This is a genomic window from Pseudomonas sp. R151218B TE3479 (assembly GCF_053629195.1).
Genome location: NZ_JBRJHV010000001.1, coordinates 2,691,348 through 2,709,789 on the forward strand (window position 1 = coordinate 2,691,348; position 18,442 = coordinate 2,709,789).

An 18,442-nucleotide genomic window follows, 5' to 3' on the forward strand; every position below is an offset into this window, starting at 1 on the left:
ACTCAGTGGTGGCGAGGCTTGAGGATCGCCGGCTTCTCGTCCGGGGCGTTGCACAGCAGGTACAGGGCGGTGAGGGCTTCGGGGATCTGGACGATCATGTCGTCCATCAGGTTCGCGTCGGCGGCGATGTCGGAAAATTCCGGTTGCTCGTCGAACAGGCCGGAACCCACCATGATCGGCAGCAGCATTTCGCTGACTTCCTCTTCGGCGGTTTCGAACCAGGCGGCTTCGCGCAGGAACACGCCTTCCATGAAGCCGATGCACCAGCCACGCAGCTCTGAGTCGTCCGGGTCATCGCCCAGGTCCAGTTCGCACGGCAGTTCGAATTCTTCGTCGGAAGCCAGTTGACGGGCGATGTGGGCCTTGAGGCCGACCAGGGTGGCTTCGATTTCGGCGCGCTGGGCTTCGTCGCTGTAATGCGGCTCCTCGGCGAACAGGGCGTCGATCCACTCACGATCCGGTACCGTTTCGGCGCAGATCGACAGGGCGGTCAGATAGCCGTGAGCGGCCACGTAGTCCAGCGCTTCCTCGTGCAGCTCATCGGCGTCGAGGAAGACTTGCAGGCGGGTCAGTTGCTCAGCGAAGGACATTACGGGCTACCTTGGGGAATAAACAATGCGGGAATTCTAGGCCTTCTTGAGCGTACAGGCCAGCCGCGTGGCGTATTTGCCTCTTGGAGGCCCGGGGGCGGACACAAGTGCGGGGGGCACCGCAAAGCAAATGTGGGAGCGAGCTTGCTCGCGATGAGGGCGTTACATTCCACATCTTCTCAAAATGACCCACCGCTATCGCGAGCAAGCTCGCTCCCACAGGGGCTTGTGACAACAGAAGCCATGTGTTGGCCATCCCAGCCGCACGCACCTCTTGTCAGCAGCGCCCTTCGCAGCGAAGGCCTCGGGTATACTGCCGCGTTTTGTGATGCCCTGCGGCGTCCCGCCGGTTCGAAACGCGCACTTACGATTTGCCGGTGCAGCGTTTGCGATTCTGAACCAGCCTTGCAGGGATGTTTCGGTGATTTTTGGAGTTTCTATGCTCGAACAGGCTCAACGCGTCCTCAAGGACATCTTCGGCTACGACAGTTTCCGTGGCCGCCAGGGTGCCATTATTGAGCGCGTGGCCAACGGTGGCGATGCCTTGGTACTCATGCCCACCGGCGGCGGCAAATCCTTGTGCTTCCAGGTGCCGGCGCTGCTGCGCAACGGCCTGGCAGTGGTGGTTTCGCCGCTGATCGCGCTGATGGACGACCAGGTCGCGACCCTTGAGGAACTGGGGGTTGCCGCCGCTTCGCTGAACTCCACCCTCAGTGCCGAGCAACAGCGGGACCTGGCGACGCGGATCAAGGGCGGCGAAGTGAAAATGTTGTACCTGGCCCCGGAACGCCTGGTGCAGCCGCGCATGCTGGCGTTCCTGCAGAGCCTGGAAATCGCCCTGTTCGCCATCGACGAAGCCCACTGCGTATCTCAATGGGGCCACGATTTCCGGCGTGAATACCTGCAACTGGGGCAATTGGCGGAACTGTTCCCCGACGTGCCGCGCATCGCCCTGACCGCCACCGCCGACAAACGCACCCGCGAGGAAATCGTCGAGCGCCTGCACTTGCAGGAGGCCGAGCGGTTCCTGTCCAGCTTCGACCGTCCCAACATTTTCTACCGCATCGTGCCCAAGGAGCAGCCACGCAAGCAACTGCTGGCGTTCCTCGCCGAGCGCCGCAGCGATGCCGGCATTGTCTATTGCCTGTCGCGCAAAAAGGTCGATGAAGTGGCGGCATTCCTGTGTGAGCAGGGATTCCCGGCGTTGCCGTATCACGCCGGCCTGCCCAACGACCTGCGGGCCTATCACCAGAAGCGCTTCCTCAATGAGGAAGGCCTGATCATGGTGGCCACCGTGGCGTTCGGCATGGGCATCGACAAGCCCAACGTGCGTTTTGTCGCACACCTGGACTTGCCCAAGTCCCTCGAGGCGTACTACCAGGAAACTGGGCGTGCCGGCCGTGATGGCTTGCCGGCCGACGCCTGGATGGCCTACGGTCTGCAAGACGTGGTGATGCTCAAGCAGATGCTGCAGAACTCCGAAGGCGATGAGCGCCACAAGCGCCTGGAGCAGCACAAGCTCGACGCCATGCTCTCGCTGTGCGAAGAAACCCGCTGCCGGCGCCAGACCCTGCTGGCCTATTTCGACGAAGACATGCCCCAGCCTTGCGGGCACTGTGACAACTGCGTCGATGGCGTGGAAACCTGGGACGCCACCGAACCGGCCCGCCAGGCCTTGTCGGCGATTTTCCGTACCGGCCAGCGCTATGGCGTCGGGCACCTGGTGGACGTGTTGCTGGGCAAGGACAACGAGAAGGTCCGCAACTTCGGCCACCAGCACCTCTCGGTGTTCGGCGTGGGCAAGGCGCGCACCGAGAGTGAGTGGCGCTCATTGTTCCGACAGCTGGTAGCCCGCGGCCTGGCAGACATTGACCTGGAAGGCTACGGCGGCCTGCGCTTGTCCGAGACCTGCCGGCCCTTGCTCAAGGGCGAGGTTACCCTTGAACTGCGCCGCGACCTCAAGCCGGCAACGGCGATCAAGAGCAGCAAGAGCCAGGCCAGCCAATTGGTCCGTGGCGAAGAGCGCGATCAATGGGAAGCCTTGCGCGCCTTGCGTCGCAAGCTGGCCGAGGAACACGGCGTGCCGCCGTACGTTATCTTCCCCGATTCGACGCTGCTGGAAATGCTCCGCAGCCAGCCCACCTCCCTGGCGGAAATGGCCCGGGTCAGCGGCGTGGGAGCGCGCAAGCTGGAGCGTTATGGCGAAGCCTTCCTCCAGGTCCTGGGGGGCGAGGTCGAAGCGCCGAAAGCCGTGGCCGATGTGCGCCACGAGCTCATCACGCTGGCCCGGGCCGGCATGACACCGTTGCAGATCGCCGGGCAATTGCAGTGCTCGGAAAAAAACGTCTACACGATGCTGGCCGAGGCCATCGGCAAACAGCAGTTGTCCCTGGAACAGGCACTGGACTTGCCCGAGGAACTGATGGGCGAGGTACAGGACGCATTCCTGGACGGCGAAGGGGAATTACCGCCGGTGTCCGAAGTCGCCGCGTTGTTTGTCGGACGGGTGCCCGAAGGTGTGCTGTATTGCGTCAGGGCTGCGTTGCAGTCGGAATTTGAAGTCTGATCAGTGAGTTGCGCTCCTTTAACGATTCAGTACAAGGCGAACCTTGCTTGAATCCAAAGCTCATGCTTAGCTGACTAATAATTAGTTTTTCTCTATTTCAGATCTGATGAGTTTTTTATGCCGTTAACCGATCAACACCGTTTTGGCATGCAGTTGGCGCAAATGTCTCGAGGCTGGCGCGCCGAACTGGACCGCCGCCTGGCCGGGCTGGGCCTGTCACAGGCGCGCTGGCTGGTGCTGCTGCACCTGGCCCGTTTCGAACAGGCGCCGACCCAGCGTGAACTGGCCCAGAGTGTCGCCGTCGAAGGCCCGACACTGGCCCGGTTGCTCGACAGCCTGGAGACCCAGGGGCTGGTGCAGCGCCAGGCTGTGGCCGAAGACCGTCGGGCCAAGAAAATCGTGCTCTGCGCACCGGCGCTACCGTTGATCGAACAGATCGAAACCATTGCCACGCAATTGCGGCGGGAGCTGTTCGAAGGTGTCGACGAGGCGGACATGCGCGTGTGCATGCGGGTCCACGGCACGATCCTGGCTAACCTGGAAAAATCCTGAGGCAGATCCCTGGCGTCAGACTTTTGAGATTCGCCGGTTAGCGAACTATAACCAGTAGTAAGCGTTCCTAAGGGAAGCGTTTACGCCGCGGTTGGTTCTGGTAATCGAAAGGGATGCCCATGCTTGAAAGTTTGCAGTCCACGTTGCGCAGTTGGGTCAACGTGTCGATCGTCGTGGGTGCCTTGGGGTTTCCGGCCTTGGCGTCAGCACTGGGCCTTGGCGAGATCACGCTTCATTCCGCCCTGAACCAGCCGTTGCGCGCCGATATCGCCCTGGTCGATGTGGCCGGGATCGGTGAAGGGGATCTGTCGGCCAGCCTGGCGAGCCCGGACGACTTCAGTCGTGCGGGTGTGGAGCGGGTGTTCTTTCTCAGCAACCTGCGGTTTACGCCAGTATTGCGTGGTGAGCGCAGCTTCATTCGGGTGACGTCCAGCAAACCGGTGGAAGAACCCTTTCTCAATTTCCTGGTGCAGCTCAATCAGCCCAATGGGCGCCTGCTGCGCGAATACACCGTGCTGATCGACCCACCGGGCTCGCCGGGTATCGTGCCAGCCCGTGACGAACCGTCCACGGCCCCGCAGTCTGCGACGCCGAGCCAGGCCACCCCGGCCATCAAGCCGCCCCCGGCGGTACAGGGCAAGCGTTATACGGTCGTGCAGGGAGACAATCCATGGGTGATTGCCCAGCGCCTGCATGACGCCGGCAGCAACGCTTCGGTCAATGAGTTGATGCAAGGGATCCAGGCCCTGAATCCCGGCAGCGACCGGCTCTCCATCGGCCAGCGCCTGTTATTGCCCGACTCGGCCGTGCTGCCGACATCGGCGGCATCCACCGCTGGCCAGGCCTCCGCCGCGTCCGATGAGCCGTTGGCCGCCAGCGTGCTGCAGAACCAGGAACAACAGAAGACCATCGAGGCTCTGCAGGCGCGGCTCCAGGCCCAGGACGAGGAAATCGCCGGCCAGCGCAAGCAGATCAGCGAATTGCAAACCCGGCTGGCCGAGACTCCAGCCCCTGTTGCGTCGGCGCAACCGCAACCGACGCAGCCTGTGTCGGAGCCGGCTACGGACGTCTCCCCCGTGACCGAACCGGTTGCAGAGCCAGAGGGCATCGATTGGACATGGGTGGCGGGGTTGGTGGCCCTGTTGGGGTTGCTCGCATTGTTACTGTTCATTCGGCGTCGCCAGCAGCAGGGCGAGTTGGAGCCGATGACCGAGCGCCCCGAGCCGATGCTGGAAGCGGGTGACGAAACCTTCGCGTCAATCCCCGACACGGAGCCGTCCGAGGCCGCGCACTCGTTCAACAACGGTGATGCGCCCCAGGGGGATGTGCTGGAGGGGGTCGGGATCTACCTGACCTACGGCCGTTTCACCGAGGCCGCCGGGCTGTTGCGCGCGGCATTGCTGGCCGAACCGGAACGCACCGACCTGGGCCTCAAGTTGTTGGAGGTATTGGGCAAGCAGGGCGATGTCATCGGTTTCCAGGCCCAGGAACATCATTTGCTGGCACAAGGTGTCGATGCCGGGACGCTGGAAGATATCCGCGGGCGCTATCCCAAGGTTGCCTTGATCACCGCACCGATAGTGGAACAGGCGCAACCCCAGGTACCGGTTCTTGCGCCTGAACGTGAACAGGCACCCAGTGACGAGTTCGAGCTGGACCTGGACGCATTGTCCATGGACACCAGCTGGGACTTGGCGGATGACCAGGGCACCCTCGTCGAAGAGAAACGTGCGACGCCACTGGCCGACAACAGTGTCGAGGGCTTGTCGCTTTCAGGTTTCGACGAACCGGAGTTGCAATGGGAAGCGCCCCTGGAAACCGAGTCGCTGGACGATGATTTCCTCGATGGCTTTGCCGATGAAGAACAGGCGTTGGAATTTGAGCCGCTGGCCCTTGAACCTGCTTCCCCGGATACCCTGTCCCTTGAACCCCAGGCCCCGGAACATTCGTTCAAGCTGGAACAGGCACAGAACTGCATCGACGATGGCGACCTTAAGACCGCTGTCACTCTGCTTGAAGAGCTGCTCGAAGAGGGAGACGAACCGCTCAAGCAGACCGCCCGGGTGCTGCTGGCGGGAATTCGCTAAGGGCCATCGAGGGTTGTAGCGGCTGGCCTCATCGCGAGCAAGCTCGCTCCCACAGCAAGCTGCGCCCCCTATGTGGGAGCGAGCTTGCTCGCGATGACGGCCTGTCAGGCTATCAACCCAGCCCAGGCAAACACCCAACCCCTCAAAACGTCTGTCCCAGGTTCAGGTACACCGCCTGTTCATCGTCGTCGTTAAAGCCATAGCTAAAGTTCAATGGCCCCAGCGGTGTGTCGAAACCGAGGAAAATGCTGGCGGCGTTGATGTAGCCACTGTCGAATTCGTTATCGTTGTTCCAGGCCCGGCCGCGCTCCAGCGAACCGCCGATGTACAACGGGAAATCCAATGGCAGGTAGGCCCGCGGTGTGAGGCGGCGGTAATACACGGCACGCATCAGGCTCATGTTCTGTCCGGATACACCATCTTCGCGAAAGCCCGACAATTGCCGCGCGCCACCGAGCACAAAGCTGGAGGTCACCACCTCCGCAGTGTCCAGGGTGCGGCCGTAACGCCCGCCCAGGATGAAGGTGTCCGGGCCGCTGCTAAGCGCCTTGTCCAGTTTGAATTCCCACTGGCGGTAGCGCTGGTCGGATCCCAGCCCCGGTTCATATTGGCGCCAGCTCAGGCCGATGTCTTCCCCTTCATGGGGGAAGTACACGCTGTCGAGGGAGTCGAACGAATACTTGAGTTCGTAGAAGCCTTCGTTGAAATTCTCGCTGGGCTGGTCGTGGTCGCCGATGCGTACATCGGCCTTGCCCCAGGCCTGGCCGACACCGAAGCGGATTTCGCCGCTGTTGCCGATCTGGCGGCCCACGTTGAGCCCGAAGCCATAACGTTCGACGCGATACTGGGCCACCGGATCGTTGTCCAGGATGGACTCCACGTTGCGCGATTCGAATTGCCCATAGGGGGCGATGAAGTAGCGCGAGCCGACGTCCAATGGCTGGTAGAACTCGCTGTACAACTCCTGCTTGTCGCCGATCTGCGCCCGGGTCAGCCACTCGGCCCCCAGGCGATTGATGCCGTTGACCCGATAGCTGGCCCCCAGGTTGAAAGCACTGTCGCCGCGCATATCGTCCGACAGGCTCAGCCCCAGCCGCAGATAGTCGGTGCCGGTGCGTCGGCCCCGGGCGCTGATCACCAAGGTGTGGTCCGGGCCCTTGTGGACCACGCGGTATTGCACCTGTTCGAAGTAGTCCAGGCCGTACAGCGTGCCCATGTCGGTCTGCAGGCGTCCCAGGTCCAGCGGCTCGCCGATCTGCTGGCGAATGTAGTAGCGAATCACATCATCGCCGACTTTCGAGTCGTTCTCTACGCGAATGGCAGTGATGACCGGTGTGCGTTCGCTGGGGGCGCGCGCGGCCATGAGTTCGGCGTCGGGCGCCTCGGGCGGGCGTAGCGGGGCCAGGCGTGCCTCCAGTACCCGGGTGGCGCGATAGCCAGCGTCGATCATGTCCCGGGCCCGGCCGAAGTCGGTGGAGCCGAAGCTCGCCAGGGCCGGCTGGATCAATACGTCGCTTTTTTTCAGGGTAGCCAGTTGTTCTTCGGAGTTGCGCCGGGTCATCAGGGTGGTCGACTGATTCAGCACGTCGACCACCGTGACCAGTTGCTTGCGGGTGCGCAGCGGCGTACCGATGTCGACCACGATGGCCACGTCCACGCCCATGTCCCGGGCCACATCCAGCGGGATATTGTCGGCCATGCCGCCGTCCACCAGCAGCCGACCGTCCAGCTCCACCGGGGCGAACACCGCTGGGATCGACATGCTGGCGCGAATGACCTTGGGCAGGTGACCTTTGCGGAACACGACTTTTTCGCCGGTGGCGATGTCGGTGGCGACCGCGCGAAACGGGATCGGCAGTTTGTCGAAGTCCCGCGTGTCGCTGGCGTGGGCCAGCAGGCTTTCGAGCAGCAGGGCCAGGTTCTGGCCCTGGATGACCCCCAAGGGCAGGCCGAGGCTGCCGTCGTCACGAAAGCTCAGTTTCTGTTTCACCAGGAAGTCGCGGTCATCCTGCTTGCGCCGGAACGGCACGTCCTTGCGTGGCGGCGCATCGGACAAGGCCTGTTGCCAGTCGATGCCCAGGGCGAGCTTTTCCAGTTCGTCGATCTTGTAGCCCGAGGCATACAGCCCGCCGATCACCGCGCCCATGCTGGTGCCGGCGATGGCATCGATCTTGATGCCTTGCTCCTCCAGGGCTTTGAGCACGCCGATGTGGGCCAGGCCCCGCGCCGCGCCGCCGGACAGCACCAGGCCGATTTTCGGGCGTGGCGCTTCGACGGCGGGTTCGTTGGCATGGCCGGACAGGGGCAACAGCAACAGAAGCAGGAGGGGGAGCAGGCGGCGCATCGTCTATCTCGGGGCGGGCGATCAAAGGCAGGTATTATAACGACGCCTTCGAACCCAGGAGTTCACCCGCAATGACCGAACACAAGCCGGAAGTCGTCATCACGTATTGCACCCAGTGCCAATGGCTGCTGCGCGCCGCCTGGCTGGCCCAGGAACTGCTCAGCACCTTCGGCGACGACCTGGGCAAAGTGTCCCTGGTGCCGGGCACCGGCGGTGTGTTCCACATCAGTTGCGACGATGTGCAAATCTGGGAGCGCAAGGCCGATGGCGGTTTTCCCGAGGCCAAGGTCCTCAAGCAGCGGGTCCGCGACCGGATCGACCCGGAGCGGGACCTGGGCCACAACGACCGGGTTCAGTGAGACGCGGCTTGGGCACCGACACCCGGTTTCTTCGAACCGCCCAGCTGGCTCGAGATCACGATGGCCGCGATGATCACCACGCCGCCCAGCAGCATGCGCAGCGTAGGGCGTTCGTCGAACAGCCACCAGGCCATGGCGATGCCGTAGACCGGTTCCATGGCGAAGACCACCGCCGCCGTGCGGGCCTTGATCACCGCCAGGCTGGCGACGAATAGGCTGTGGGCCAGGCCGGTGCAGAACACGCCGAGCAAGCCGATCCACAACCAGTCGAGGGGGCGAACGTCGCTCAGTTGTGGCGCGGCCATCGGCAACAGGCACAACCCGACCACCACGTTCTGGCACAGCGCGGCCTGCACGGGCGGTACATGCGCGGAGCCGGCACGGTTGGTCAATGACAACAGGGAAAACAACAGCCCCGACGCCACGGCCCACAGCAGGCCGGTGGTGGCACCGCTGGCCAGGTCGAAGTTCGGCGTGACCAACACCAGGCCGACGCTTACCAACACCACCAGCCAGATTTCATTGGCGCGAATCCGCTCGCGGAAGATCAGCCCCTCGAGCAATACCGTGAAGGCCGGGAAACTGGCGAACCCCAGCGTGGCGACCGCCACGCCGGCCACTTTCACGGCGATGAAGAAACTCACCCAGTGCCCGGCCAGCAACAGGCCGCCCAGCAGCAATCGCCGGCCATCCTGTGCCCGCAGTTTCTGCCAGCGACTGCTGCTGGCGAACCGGGCGAACACCGCCAGGGCCAGCACGGCGAAGATAGCGCGACCGAACACGATGACCGCTGGCGAAGCCGCGGCGAGTTTGCCGAAGACACCGGTCAGGCCAAACATGAGTGCACCAATGTGCAGGGCGCCGAGGGCGGTACGGGGCGTCATTTCAATCCTTTCAACAGACAGTGGGGCAACTGGCGAGTGTCTTCTGTGGGAGCGAGCTTGCTCGCGAAAGCGGTGGTTCAGGCAATGCAGATATTGACTGACAGATAGCAATCGTCGGATTGCCGCCCGGAGCAAGCTCCCACAGGACCGCCGCGTCACGGATGTCAGTATTTAAGCGTGGGTGAGACGGCTATGTCTGTCGCGATCCTAGCGATTTTTAGCGCGCATTTAGCGCTGACGCCGCAGCTTGCCCGGCGAGGCGCCGAATTCCCGCAGCACCGCCGCGGCGAAAGCACTCTGGGAGTTGTAGCCTACCCGGTGGGCGATTTCGCCGATGGGCAGGTCCGAATCGCGCAGCAACGTCACCGCCTGGTGCAAGCGGCGGCTGCGGATGTACTCCATCGGGGTTTGCCCGCATTCGGCGACGAAGCGTGCGTGCAGGCGGGCGCTGGAAAGGCCGGCGACCCGCGCCAGGTCCGCCACTTGCAGCGGGTAGGCGGCGTTCTGGTCGATGTGGGCGTTGAGCGCGGCGTAGGGCAGGCGCCGGCCCCCGAGGGAGCGCTGGCTAACGCCATTGAGACTCGCCAGCAGCAGCACCGCGCCTTGCTGGGCGATCACCGGGTCGTCCACCGGGCTGCCCGCCAGCCAACTGACCAACTGGCTTTGCCCCGCGTCCAAGGGCAGGCGAGCGGTGTCGTCGAGCAAGCGGCGGCTGGCGTCGGCGTGATCCCCCAGGCATTGCCCGACCCAATCGTCACTGGGCACATCCAGCACCAGGCAGCGACTGCCCTGGGGACTGCCGCAGGCATGATGGGCACCGGCGGGTATTACCACGAAACTCTGCTGCACCACCTGGCTGCCACGCCCTTCGACCTCGAAATCCAGCGCGCCGGACAACCCGAACACCAGCTGCGCGTGATCGTGGCTGTGGACAATCAAATCGTGGCTGTAGTGGCGTAGCGTGAGGATCGGTCTCATCGCGGTCTCCCGTGTCAGGCCGCCAGCATACACCGAGGGCACACCGCCCCGCGCTGTCATGTAATGGACTTGTGTTTGTCATGGGCCATTAACCACTGGCGTGCACAGTGGCGAAAACGATAGAGGGTTGCCCGATGACCAGCGCCGAGCTCGCCAAACCCAGCCGCAAGCAGCGTGTTCGCACCCTGTGGATTTCCGATGTGCACTTGGGTACCCGGGATTGCCAGGCCGAGCACTTGTCGCAGTTTCTCAAGGGCTACCACGCCGACAAGATCTACTTGGTGGGTGACATCATCGATGGTTGGAAACTGCGCGGTGGCATGTATTGGCCCCAGGCCCACACCAACGTCATTCGTCGCTTGCTGACCATGAGCAAGCGCGGTACCGAAGTGATCTACGTCACCGGCAACCATGACGAATTCCTGCGGCGTTATTCGAAGCTGATCCTGGGCAATATCCAGTTGGTGGACGAAGCGGTGCACGTCACCGCCGATGGTCGGCACTTGTTGGTGATCCATGGCGACCAGTTCGATGTCATCACCCGTTACCACCGCTGGCTGGCGTTCCTTGGGGATTCGGCCTACGAGTTCACCCTCACGCTGAACCGCTGGCTCAACCATTGGCGTGCCCGTTATGGCTATGGCTACTGGTCGTTGTCGGCGTACCTCAAGCACAAGGTCAAGACCGCCGTCAGTTTCATCAGCGATTTCGAAGAAGCCATCGCCCACGAGTGTGTGAAGCGCGAACTGCATGGTGTGGTCTGTGGGCATATCCACCACGCCGAGATACGCATGGTGGGCGAGGTGCAATACCTCAATTGTGGCGATTGGGTCGAATCCTGCACGGCGCTGATCGAGCATTGGGATGGGTCGATCGAGTTGTATCGGCTGGCGGAAGCCCAGGCGCGCGAAGCGTTGCTCAAGGCTGAGTTGAAAGTGGCCGAGCCGGTTTAGACCGGTCTGATGATTTCGCAAGCAAACATATAACCCCCTGTGGCGAGGGAGCTTGCTCCCGCTGGGCTGCGCAGCAGCCCCCAAAAACAGGGCGGCTTCGCCACCCAGCGGGAGCAAGCTCCCTCGCCACGGGTTTTGCTGTGTCTGTCAGGCCGGTATGTCATCCATCGCCGCCTTGTAGATCGATTGCTTCGGCGTGGCAAAGACCCTTTCCAGCATCGGCTCGAAGAAACTCAACGGCAGGGTGTCGTATTCGGCATCGAAGGCCGCCGCGTCGTACTTCGCACAGAAATCAATGGTCGCCTGGTATTGCGGATGGCCACTGAATTGCTCGCGCAGGTGCCGGTCCATGCCCAGGTGATGGAAGAAGTAATAGCCCTGGAAAATCCCATGCTTCTCCACCATCCACAGGTTTTCGGCGCTGACGAAGGGCTTGAGGATCGCCGCGGCGATGTCCGGGTGGTTGTATGAACCCAAGGTGTCGCCGATGTCGTGGAGCAGGGCGCAGACCACATATTCCTCGTCCCGCCCGTCACGGTAGGCGCGGGTGGCGGTTTGCAGGGAATGAGTCAGGCGATCCACCGGGAACCCGCCGAAATCGCCGTCCAGCAGCTTCAAGTGGGCCAGGATCCGGCCCGGCAATTGTCGCGCGTAGGCGCTGAAGTCGGCCGCGATGATCGCCCAGTCTTGCTGGGTGCCTTCTTCCATGTGGGTAAAGCGCGCGTGGTTGCTCATCGGCAGTCCTTATTAGAACGCGACCTTGCCTAGCAGCATGTCGCGGTACATGACGAAGTCGCCGAGCAGGCTATAGAGCGGATGCTGGAAGGTGGCGGGACGGTTCTTTTCGAAGAAAAAGTGCCCGACCCAGGCGAAGCCGTAGCCGGCCACGGGCAGGGCGAGCCACAGCCACCCGTTACCCATGACGAGAGCGAGGGCGAACACCAGAATGACCAGGGAGGTGCCGATGAAATGCAGTCGCCGGCAGGTGCTGTTGCTGTGTTCGCTGAGGTAATGCGGGTAGAACTCGGCGAAACTATTGAATCGTTTAGGGTTTTCCACAACGGCTGGCTCTGTGGTTATTGTTCTGCTACTTGAAGTCTAGAGCCATCAACCGCTACGGCCAGTGACAATCAGCGCCACTCTAGTGTCCGGTCTTACCAATAACGCCCCTTTTGGACGGCTTCTGTTGCCGTCATGCTGTGTTGCCACTCCTCGCCATAGCGGGCTATGACTCGTCGTGGCGCCTTGCCTGACAACAACAGCCGCTCGTACAAAAAAGGGGCGTTATTGATAAGACCGGACACTGCTATCCTTCGCAAATCCAGCCGTACCCTGCGGCTCGTCATGCAAGTAAAACGTCATGAGCGAACGAACCACTTCTTCAAGCTGGGCGATGGGGATTGTCAAGGCGTTGGAAATGGACGGCCTGGATTGTCGGGTGCTGTTCAAGCAACTGGGGCTGGACTTCGATGCGCTGGAGGATCCGGATGCGCGTTTCCCCCAGGACTCGATGACCCGGCTCTGGCAACGGGCCGTGGAATTGTCGGGTAACCCGGCCATTGGCTTGAACATGGGCAAGGTGGTGCGCCCGGCCTCGTTCCATGTGGTTGGCTACGCCTTGATGTCCAGTAGCACCCTGGTGGAGGGTTTCCAACGGCTGGTGCGTTACCAGCGGATCATTGCCGAAAGCGCCGATTTGAGTTTTCGCCAGCTGGAGGGGGGCTACGGGCTGATCCTGACGGTGCATGGCGACCATCTGCCCCCAACCCGTCAAAGTGCCGAAGCGTCCCTGGCTTGTGCGCTGGCCCTGTGCAGTTGGTTGACCGGGCGCACCCTGCGCCCGGTGAAGGTGTTGTTCCAGGGCGCGGAGCCGTTGGACCTGGCGCCTTATCACCGAGCCTTCCCCGCGCCGCTGGTGTTTGGCGCGCCTTATGACGCGCTGATCTTTGAGCGGGCCGACATGGAGGCACCGCTGCCGACGGCCAATGAAGCCATGGCACAGCTTCACGACCGGTTTGCCGGGGAGTACCTCGCGCGTTTTTCGGAAAGCCGCGTGACCCACAAGGCGCGACAAGTATTGTGTCGGCTGTTACCCCAGGGCGAACCCAAGCGAGACGTGGTGGCGCAGACGTTGCACCTGTCGCAGCGCACCTTGCAGCGGCGCTTGCAGGAAGAAGGCACCAGTTTCCAGAACCTGCTCGAAGACACCCGTCGTGAACTGGCCGAGCAGTACCTGGCGCAGCCAGGCATGACGCTGCTGGAAATCGCCTACCTGCTGGGGTTCGCCGACCCGAGCAATTTTTTCCGGGCCTTTCGCCGCTGGTTTGACACTACGCCCGGCGAATACCGGGCGCGCTTGACGAGCCAGCCCGAACCGGTCAGTGGCGCCAGAACGCCGGGATACACAGCACGAACACCGTGATGATCTCCAGCCGGCCCAGCAACATGCCTCCAGACAGAATCCACTTGGCCGCGTCCGGCAGCGGTGCGAAGTTGCCGGCTGGCCCGATGGTTTCCCCCAGCCCCGGGCCGACACCGGACACGGTACTGGCTGCGCCGGTCAGGGCCGTCATCCACTCCACGCCCAGCAGCGACAGCAGCAGGGCGATCACGCAGATGGTGATGGCGAAGAAGAACGAGAACGTGAGGATCGAGCGGACGATTTCTTCGTCGAGGCGATGACCGTTGTACTTCTGCTTGATCACCGCACGGGGGTGGATCAGTTGGTTGAGGTTGGCCCGAAGCAGGATGTAGGCGACCTGGAAGCGGAAAATCTTGATCCCGCCAGCCGTCGAGCCCGAACAGCCGCCGACGAACCCCAGGTAGAAGAACAGCATCAATGAGAAATTGCCCCACAGGCTGTAGTCGCCCAGGGCGAAGCCAGTGGTAGTGACGATGGACGTCACGTTCAGCGCCACGTGCCGCAGCGCATCCAGCCAATGCAGGTCGGTGGTCGCCCAATACCAGGTGCCGAGCACCAGCCAGGTCACCAGTAGCACACCGATGAGCCCCTGGACCTGCTGGTCCTTGATCAGCGCCCGGCGATTACCGCGCAGCGTCGAGACATACAGGGCAAACGGCAGGCTGCCGAGGATCATGATGACGATGGCAACCCAGTGCACCGCCGGCTGGGTCCATTTGGCCAGGGACAGGTCCGAGGTGGAGAAACCGCCGGTGGAGATCGCCGACATCGAATGGTTGATGGCATCGAACAGGCTCATCCCGGCCCACCAGAGCGCCAAGGTGCCGAGGATGGTGATGCCCACGTAGGACGCCACGATCAGTCGCGCCACCATATGGGACCGGGGCATGACTTTTTCCGAGCGGTCCGACGACTCGGTCTGGAACAGCCGCATGCCACCGATGCGCAGCAGCGGCAGGATCGCCACCGCCATGCCGATGAAGCCGATACCGCCGAGCCAGTGCAGCAGCGAGCGCCACATCAGGATGCCCGGGGACATGGTGTCCAGGCCGCTCAGGACGGTGGCGCCGGTGGCGGTGATGCCCGACATGCTTTCGAAGAACGAATCCGTATAGCTGATGTGCTGGGTCAACAGGAAGGGCAGGGCGGCGAAGATACACACCACCAGCCAGCTGCTGACGGTCAGCAGGTACATGTCCCGCGGACGCAGGTGGATGTGTTCCGGGCGCCCGGGAAGCACCAGCGCCAGGCCGGCGACGAAGGTAATCATGCTCGACCAGAGGAACGACGGCAGGTCGCGGGTGCGCTCGAAGACCAATAGGGTGGCCATGGGCACGACCATGAAGATCGCCAGGGTGATCAGGAAGATGCCGATGATGAAACCAATGATCCGCAGGGTCGGCAACGCCATGAAGTCCGCTCGGGCTGTAAAGGGAAGGGCGCCATTCTACCCGCGACAAGCGGCATGTAAACCGGCAGCCGGCCGCGCTTCCCGCTAGAATAGCCAAACATTTTTTCAGGAGGTGGCCGATGCAGGCTCTCGACGCTTTGCTCAACCGTGTTTCCGTCCCGCGCCTGGTGGAGCCGGCACCCACGCCGGAACAGCGCGAGGTCATGTTCGCCGCGGCCATGCGGGCGCCGGATCACGGCCAGTTGCGGCCATGGCGTTTTCTGACGGTCGAGGGGCAGGCGCGGTATCGCATGGGCGAACTGCTGGCCGAAGCGGCGAAGTTCAATGACCCGCTGGTCCCCGAAGCCGTCGTGGAAAAAGCCCTCAACGGCCCATTGCGCGCGCCGCTGGTCGTGGTGGTGATTGCCCGTCTGCAGGACCATTTCAAAATCCCGAAATCCGAGCAACTGCTGGCGGCCGGCTGCGCGGCCCATGGCATCTTGCTGGCTGCGTATGCCCAAGGGGTGGGTGGGGTGTGGCGTACTGGTGAGCTGGCGTATTCGCCGCATGTGGCCAGGGGGCTTGGCCTTGAAGAGGGGGAAGAGGTGATCGGTTTCCTCTACCTGGGCACACCGCAGAAAGAAGCGCGCACGGCGCCGCAGGAAGATCTCGGGCAGTTTGTCCGGGAGTGGACGGGCTCGTAGGAGCTGCCGAGCGAAGCGAGGCTGCGATCTTTGCCCAGACACTTGAGTCCCAAGCTAAAGATCAACAGATCGCAGGCTTCGCCAGCTCCTACAGGGAACGGGAGCAAGCTCCCTCGCCACAGGTGTTATCTGCACGCATCCGCAATCGCCTCGGCCAGCAGGTCCAGGCGCGTGGCGTCGATGCCGGCCACGTTGGCCCGGCCGGTGCCGACCATGTAGACACTGTGGCGCTCGCGCAGGTGCTTGACCTGTTCCGGCGTCAGGCCAGTGTAGGAAAACATCCCGCGTTGCACGCCGATATGGGCGAAGCGCTCGCGCAAGCCATGGGATTCGAGGGCTTCCAGCAAACCGCTGCGCAATTGCGCGATGCGCAGGCGCATGGCCTGGACTTCATCGGCCCACAGGCGTTTGAGTTCCGGGTTGCCGAGGATGGTCGCCACCACGGCCGCGCCATGGTCCGGCGGTGTCGACCAGAGGTTGCGGGCGATGTTTGCCAGTTGGCTGCGGATGTCCACCAGCTTCTCGCCATCCTGGGCGCAGACGATCAACGCACCGGTACGGTCGCGGTACAGGCCGAAGTTCTTCGAACAGGAACTGGTGACCAGCACTTCCGGCAGGGCCTGGGCAAACAGCCGGACCGCCCAGGCGTCCTGCTCCAAGCCATCGCCGAAGCCCTGGTAGGCGAAGTCGATCAGCGGTAGCAGGTCGCGGCTGCGCACCACCTCCAGCACCTGACGCCATTGCTCATGGGACAGGTCGAACCCGGTGGGGTTGTGGCAGCAGGCGTGCAGCAGCACCACATCGCCTTTGGGCGCCTGTTTCAAGGTCGCCAGCATCGCCTCGAAATCCAGGCGATTATCGGCGCCCACATACGGGTAATGGTTGGCCTTGACCCCGGCCGCCGCGAAAATGGTTTCGTGGATCGGCCAGGTCGGGTTGCTCAGCCATACGCCACGGCCCGGCAGGCACTGGGCGATGAAGTCGGCGCTCAGGCGCAGGGCACCGGTGCCGCCCGGTGTCTGGGTGGCGCCAGCACATTTTTCACTGATCAACGGTGAGTCGGCGCCCAGCACCAGCTCATTGATCAGTTGGCCGAACGCGGCGTCGCCATGACCGCCGATGTAGGTCTTGGTGGTCTGCCGTTCCACCAATTGCTGCTCGGCCTGTTTCACGGATTGCAGTATCGGCGTCAGGCCCTGGAAGTCTTTGTAGACACCCACGCCCAGGTCAAACTTGTTCGGGTTGCTGTCCGCCCCGTAGGCCTCCATCAGGCCGAGGATCGGGTCGCCGGGGACCCGGCCGATGGCGTCGAAGTGCATTACTTGCGGCCCTCGGCGGTCTTGGCCACGTCATCGGTGCGGGCGGCCATGATGAAGTCGTTGCGGTGCAGGCCCTTGATGGAGTGGCTCCACCAGGTCACGGTGACTTTGCCCCATTCGGTGAGCAGGCCAGGGTGGTGGCCTTCGGCCTCGGAGATCTCGCCGACGGCGTTGGTGAACGCCAGGGCGTGCTTGAAGTTCTTGAACAGGAAAACTTTTTCCAGCTGCATCACGCCGTCGCGCACTTCGATGTTCCAGTCGGGGATCTGCTTGATCAGCACCGGCAGTTCTTCGTCGCTGACTTGCGGGGCATCGGCGCGGCAGGCTTCGCAATGGGCTTGGTTCAGAGTGTTCATGGTGTGTTCCTGGATCGAATATTTGGAAAACGTCGATGCACCCACGCTAAAGCAAAGCGGCGTCGTGCAACAGACTCAATTGGGATTAAAAGAGGCGGTTCACGCCGCTTTTGGTGGGAATTTCGGGGCATGCAAGCCCAGCTCCCGGCCGCGCTTGACCATGCCCATGATGTCTTCGTGAGCCAGGTCGAACAGACGCTTGAGTTCGGGCAGCACGAAATACACCGGCTGCAGGATGTCGATGCGATATGGCGTGCGCATGGCTTCCAGCGGATCGAAGGCCTGATGTTCTGGCTCGTCCGACAGGCAGTACACGGTTTCCTTGGGTGAAGACAGGATGCCGCCGCCATAGATGCGTCGGCCCTGCGGGGTCTGCACCAAGCCGAACTCGATGGTCATCCAGTACAGGCGCGCCAGGTAAACCCGTTCTTCCTTGGACGCTTGTAGGCCGAGTTTGCCGTATGTGTGTGTAAATTCAGCAAACCAAGGGTTGGTCAGCAGCGGGCAGTGGCCGAAGATCTCGTGGAAAATGTCCGGCTCCTGCAGGTAATCCAATTCCTCCCGGGTGCGAATAAAGGTCGCCACAGGAAACTGCTTGCTGGCGAGCAATTCGAAGAAGGTCTGGAAGGGAATCAGCGCCGGCACCCGGGCGACTTGCCAGCCTGTGGTCTCGCCCAGCACCTTGTTGATTTCGTCCAGTTGCGGGATACGGTCGTGGGGCAGGCCCAGCTTGTCGATGCCATTCAGGTATTCCTGGCACGCACGGCCTTCGATGACTTTCAGCTGGCGGGTGATCAGCGTGTTCCACACCGCGTGTTCTTCAGCGGTGTAGTGGATAAAACCTTGCGCATCGGGCTCGCGAGCCACGTACTGCGTCTGCTTCATGCTGCTCTCCTGCTGATTTCCCTCAGGGGGATGATGTGTTTGTTGTTATGTCC

17 protein-coding genes are annotated in these 18,442 nt (G+C 62.6%); 7 read left to right on the plus strand and 10 right to left on the minus strand.

Translation table 11 applies throughout. The features are described 5' to 3' along the window. Positions 1–2: 2 nt before the first annotated feature. Positions 3–590 (minus strand): UPF0149 family protein, encoded by a 588-nt coding sequence (locus AB7M32_RS12060; RefSeq protein ID WP_060738682.1) that lies wholly within the window; start codon positions 588–590, stop codon positions 3–5. Positions 591–1,029: 439 nt separating this feature from the next. Here AB7M32_RS12060 and recQ point away from each other — a divergent pair, with 439 nt between their 5' ends. The 3 genes from recQ to AB7M32_RS12075 all read left to right on the plus strand — a co-directional run bounded on the left by recQ (position 1,030) and on the right by AB7M32_RS12075 (position 5,795). Next, positions 1,030–3,156, plus strand: coding sequence for a DNA helicase RecQ (gene recQ / locus AB7M32_RS12065; protein ID WP_454250018.1), 2,127 nt, complete (start codon positions 1,030–1,032; stop codon positions 3,154–3,156). A gap of 117 nt (positions 3,157–3,273) precedes the next feature. Beyond that, positions 3,274–3,708 (plus strand): MarR family transcriptional regulator, encoded by a 435-nt coding sequence (locus AB7M32_RS12070; protein ID WP_003199001.1) that lies wholly within the window; start codon positions 3,274–3,276, stop codon positions 3,706–3,708. 119 nt (positions 3,709–3,827) lie between these two features. Next, positions 3,828–5,795, plus strand: coding sequence for a FimV/HubP family polar landmark protein (locus AB7M32_RS12075; protein WP_454250019.1), 1,968 nt, complete (start codon positions 3,828–3,830; stop codon positions 5,793–5,795). A 142-nt stretch (positions 5,796–5,937) separates the two neighbouring features. On the opposite strand, the gene AB7M32_RS12080 is transcribed toward AB7M32_RS12075, so the two are convergent. Then, positions 5,938–8,139, minus strand: a complete 2,202-nt coding sequence (locus tag AB7M32_RS12080) for a patatin-like phospholipase family protein (protein ID WP_454250020.1) — start codon at positions 8,137–8,139, stop codon at positions 5,938–5,940. Between the two features lie 71 nt (positions 8,140–8,210). On the opposite strand from AB7M32_RS12080, the gene AB7M32_RS12085 reads away from it, so the two are divergent. Then, the gene (locus tag AB7M32_RS12085) at positions 8,211–8,498 is read left to right on the plus strand and encodes a SelT/SelW/SelH family protein (RefSeq protein ID WP_454250021.1); all 288 of its coding nucleotides are present in this window, start codon (positions 8,211–8,213) and stop codon (positions 8,496–8,498) included. On the opposite strand, the gene AB7M32_RS12090 is transcribed toward AB7M32_RS12085, so the two are convergent. Both AB7M32_RS12090 and AB7M32_RS12095 read right to left on the minus strand, forming a co-directional pair. Next, entirely contained in the window at positions 8,492–9,382 is an 891-nt protein-coding gene (locus AB7M32_RS12090; protein WP_454250022.1) for a DMT family transporter, read from the minus strand. The genes AB7M32_RS12085 and AB7M32_RS12090 overlap by 7 nt on opposite strands. Positions 9,383–9,610: 228 nt before the next feature. Next, a complete protein-coding gene (locus AB7M32_RS12095; RefSeq protein WP_072408574.1) occupies positions 9,611–10,360 on the minus strand; it encodes an AraC family transcriptional regulator in 750 nt (249 codons plus the stop codon). 134 nt (positions 10,361–10,494) lie between these two features. On the opposite strand from AB7M32_RS12095, the gene AB7M32_RS12100 reads away from it, so the two are divergent. Then, on the plus strand, positions 10,495–11,313 hold the full coding sequence (locus AB7M32_RS12100; protein ID WP_072408572.1) for a UDP-2,3-diacylglucosamine diphosphatase: 819 nt from the start codon (positions 10,495–10,497) through the stop codon (positions 11,311–11,313). Between the two features lie 147 nt (positions 11,314–11,460). Here the strand turns inward: AB7M32_RS12100 and AB7M32_RS12105 are convergent, their stop codons facing one another. Beyond that, positions 11,461–12,048, minus strand: a complete 588-nt coding sequence (locus AB7M32_RS12105; RefSeq protein WP_454250023.1) for an HD domain-containing protein — start codon at positions 12,046–12,048, stop codon at positions 11,461–11,463. 12 nt (positions 12,049–12,060) lie between these two features. After that, entirely contained in the window at positions 12,061–12,372 is a 312-nt protein-coding gene (locus AB7M32_RS12110; protein WP_454250024.1) for an Mpo1-like protein, read from the minus strand. A 301-nt stretch (positions 12,373–12,673) separates the two neighbouring features. Between AB7M32_RS12110 and AB7M32_RS12115 the strand changes: the two genes are divergently transcribed. Continuing rightward, entirely contained in the window at positions 12,674–13,735 is a 1,062-nt protein-coding gene (locus AB7M32_RS12115) for an AraC family transcriptional regulator (protein WP_454250025.1), read from the plus strand. Here the strand turns inward: AB7M32_RS12115 and AB7M32_RS12120 are convergent. After that, on the minus strand, positions 13,692–15,146 hold the full coding sequence (locus tag AB7M32_RS12120; RefSeq protein ID WP_060738671.1) for a TrkH family potassium uptake protein: 1,455 nt from the start codon (positions 15,144–15,146) through the stop codon (positions 13,692–13,694). The genes AB7M32_RS12115 and AB7M32_RS12120 overlap by 44 nt on opposite strands. Before the next feature lie 119 nt (positions 15,147–15,265). Between AB7M32_RS12120 and AB7M32_RS12125 the strand changes: the two genes are divergently transcribed. Beyond that, the gene (locus AB7M32_RS12125; RefSeq protein WP_454250026.1) at positions 15,266–15,829 is read left to right on the plus strand and encodes an NAD(P)H nitroreductase; all 564 of its coding nucleotides are present in this window, start codon (positions 15,266–15,268) and stop codon (positions 15,827–15,829) included. A 125-nt stretch (positions 15,830–15,954) separates the two neighbouring features. Here the strand turns inward: AB7M32_RS12125 and AB7M32_RS12130 are convergent, their stop codons facing one another. From AB7M32_RS12130 to phhA, 3 genes are all read right to left on the minus strand, one after another. After that, the gene (locus tag AB7M32_RS12130; RefSeq protein WP_454250027.1) at positions 15,955–17,148 is read right to left on the minus strand and encodes an amino acid aminotransferase; all 1,194 of its coding nucleotides are present in this window, start codon (positions 17,146–17,148) and stop codon (positions 15,955–15,957) included. Further along, entirely contained in the window at positions 17,148–17,504 is a 357-nt protein-coding gene (locus tag AB7M32_RS12135; protein WP_003184087.1) for a 4a-hydroxytetrahydrobiopterin dehydratase, read from the minus strand. Before AB7M32_RS12135 ends, AB7M32_RS12130 begins: the two co-directional genes overlap by 1 nt. Positions 17,505–17,603: 99 nt before the next feature. Then, on the minus strand, positions 17,604–18,389 hold the full coding sequence (phhA, locus tag AB7M32_RS12140) for a phenylalanine 4-monooxygenase (RefSeq protein WP_454250028.1): 786 nt from the start codon (positions 18,387–18,389) through the stop codon (positions 17,604–17,606). Positions 18,390–18,442 lie beyond the last annotated feature (53 nt).

Bases quoted from the DNA above. Each gene is read 5' to 3' on its own strand.
- AB7M32_RS12060 (WP_060738682.1), bottom strand. From the start codon at position 590: ATGTCCTTCGCTGAGCAACTGACCCGCCTGCAAGTCTTCCTCGACGCC.
- recQ (WP_454250018.1), top strand. From the start codon at position 1,030: ATGCTCGAACAGGCTCAACGCGTCCTCAAGGACATCTTCGGCTACGAC.
- AB7M32_RS12070 (WP_003199001.1), top strand. From the start codon at position 3,274: ATGCCGTTAACCGATCAACACCGTTTTGGCATGCAGTTGGCGCAAATG.
- AB7M32_RS12075 (WP_454250019.1), top strand. From the start codon at position 3,828: ATGCTTGAAAGTTTGCAGTCCACGTTGCGCAGTTGGGTCAACGTGTCG.
- AB7M32_RS12080 (WP_454250020.1), bottom strand. From the start codon at position 8,139: ATGCGCCGCCTGCTCCCCCTCCTGCTTCTGTTGCTGTTGCCCCTGTCC.
- AB7M32_RS12085 (WP_454250021.1), top strand. From the start codon at position 8,211: ATGACCGAACACAAGCCGGAAGTCGTCATCACGTATTGCACCCAGTGC.
- AB7M32_RS12090 (WP_454250022.1), bottom strand. From the start codon at position 9,382: ATGACGCCCCGTACCGCCCTCGGCGCCCTGCACATTGGTGCACTCATG.
- AB7M32_RS12095 (WP_072408574.1), bottom strand. From the start codon at position 10,360: ATGAGACCGATCCTCACGCTACGCCACTACAGCCACGATTTGATTGTC.
- AB7M32_RS12100 (WP_072408572.1), top strand. From the start codon at position 10,495: ATGACCAGCGCCGAGCTCGCCAAACCCAGCCGCAAGCAGCGTGTTCGC.
- AB7M32_RS12105 (WP_454250023.1), bottom strand. From the start codon at position 12,048: ATGAGCAACCACGCGCGCTTTACCCACATGGAAGAAGGCACCCAGCAA.
- AB7M32_RS12115 (WP_454250025.1), top strand. From the start codon at position 12,674: ATGAGCGAACGAACCACTTCTTCAAGCTGGGCGATGGGGATTGTCAAG.
- AB7M32_RS12120 (WP_060738671.1), bottom strand. From the start codon at position 15,146: ATGGCGTTGCCGACCCTGCGGATCATTGGTTTCATCATCGGCATCTTC.
- AB7M32_RS12125 (WP_454250026.1), top strand. From the start codon at position 15,266: ATGCAGGCTCTCGACGCTTTGCTCAACCGTGTTTCCGTCCCGCGCCTG.
- AB7M32_RS12130 (WP_454250027.1), bottom strand. From the start codon at position 17,148: ATGCACTTCGACGCCATCGGCCGGGTCCCCGGCGACCCGATCCTCGGC.
- AB7M32_RS12135 (WP_003184087.1), bottom strand. From the start codon at position 17,504: ATGAACACTCTGAACCAAGCCCATTGCGAAGCCTGCCGCGCCGATGCC.
- phhA (WP_454250028.1), bottom strand. From the start codon at position 18,389: ATGAAGCAGACGCAGTACGTGGCTCGCGAGCCCGATGCGCAAGGTTTT.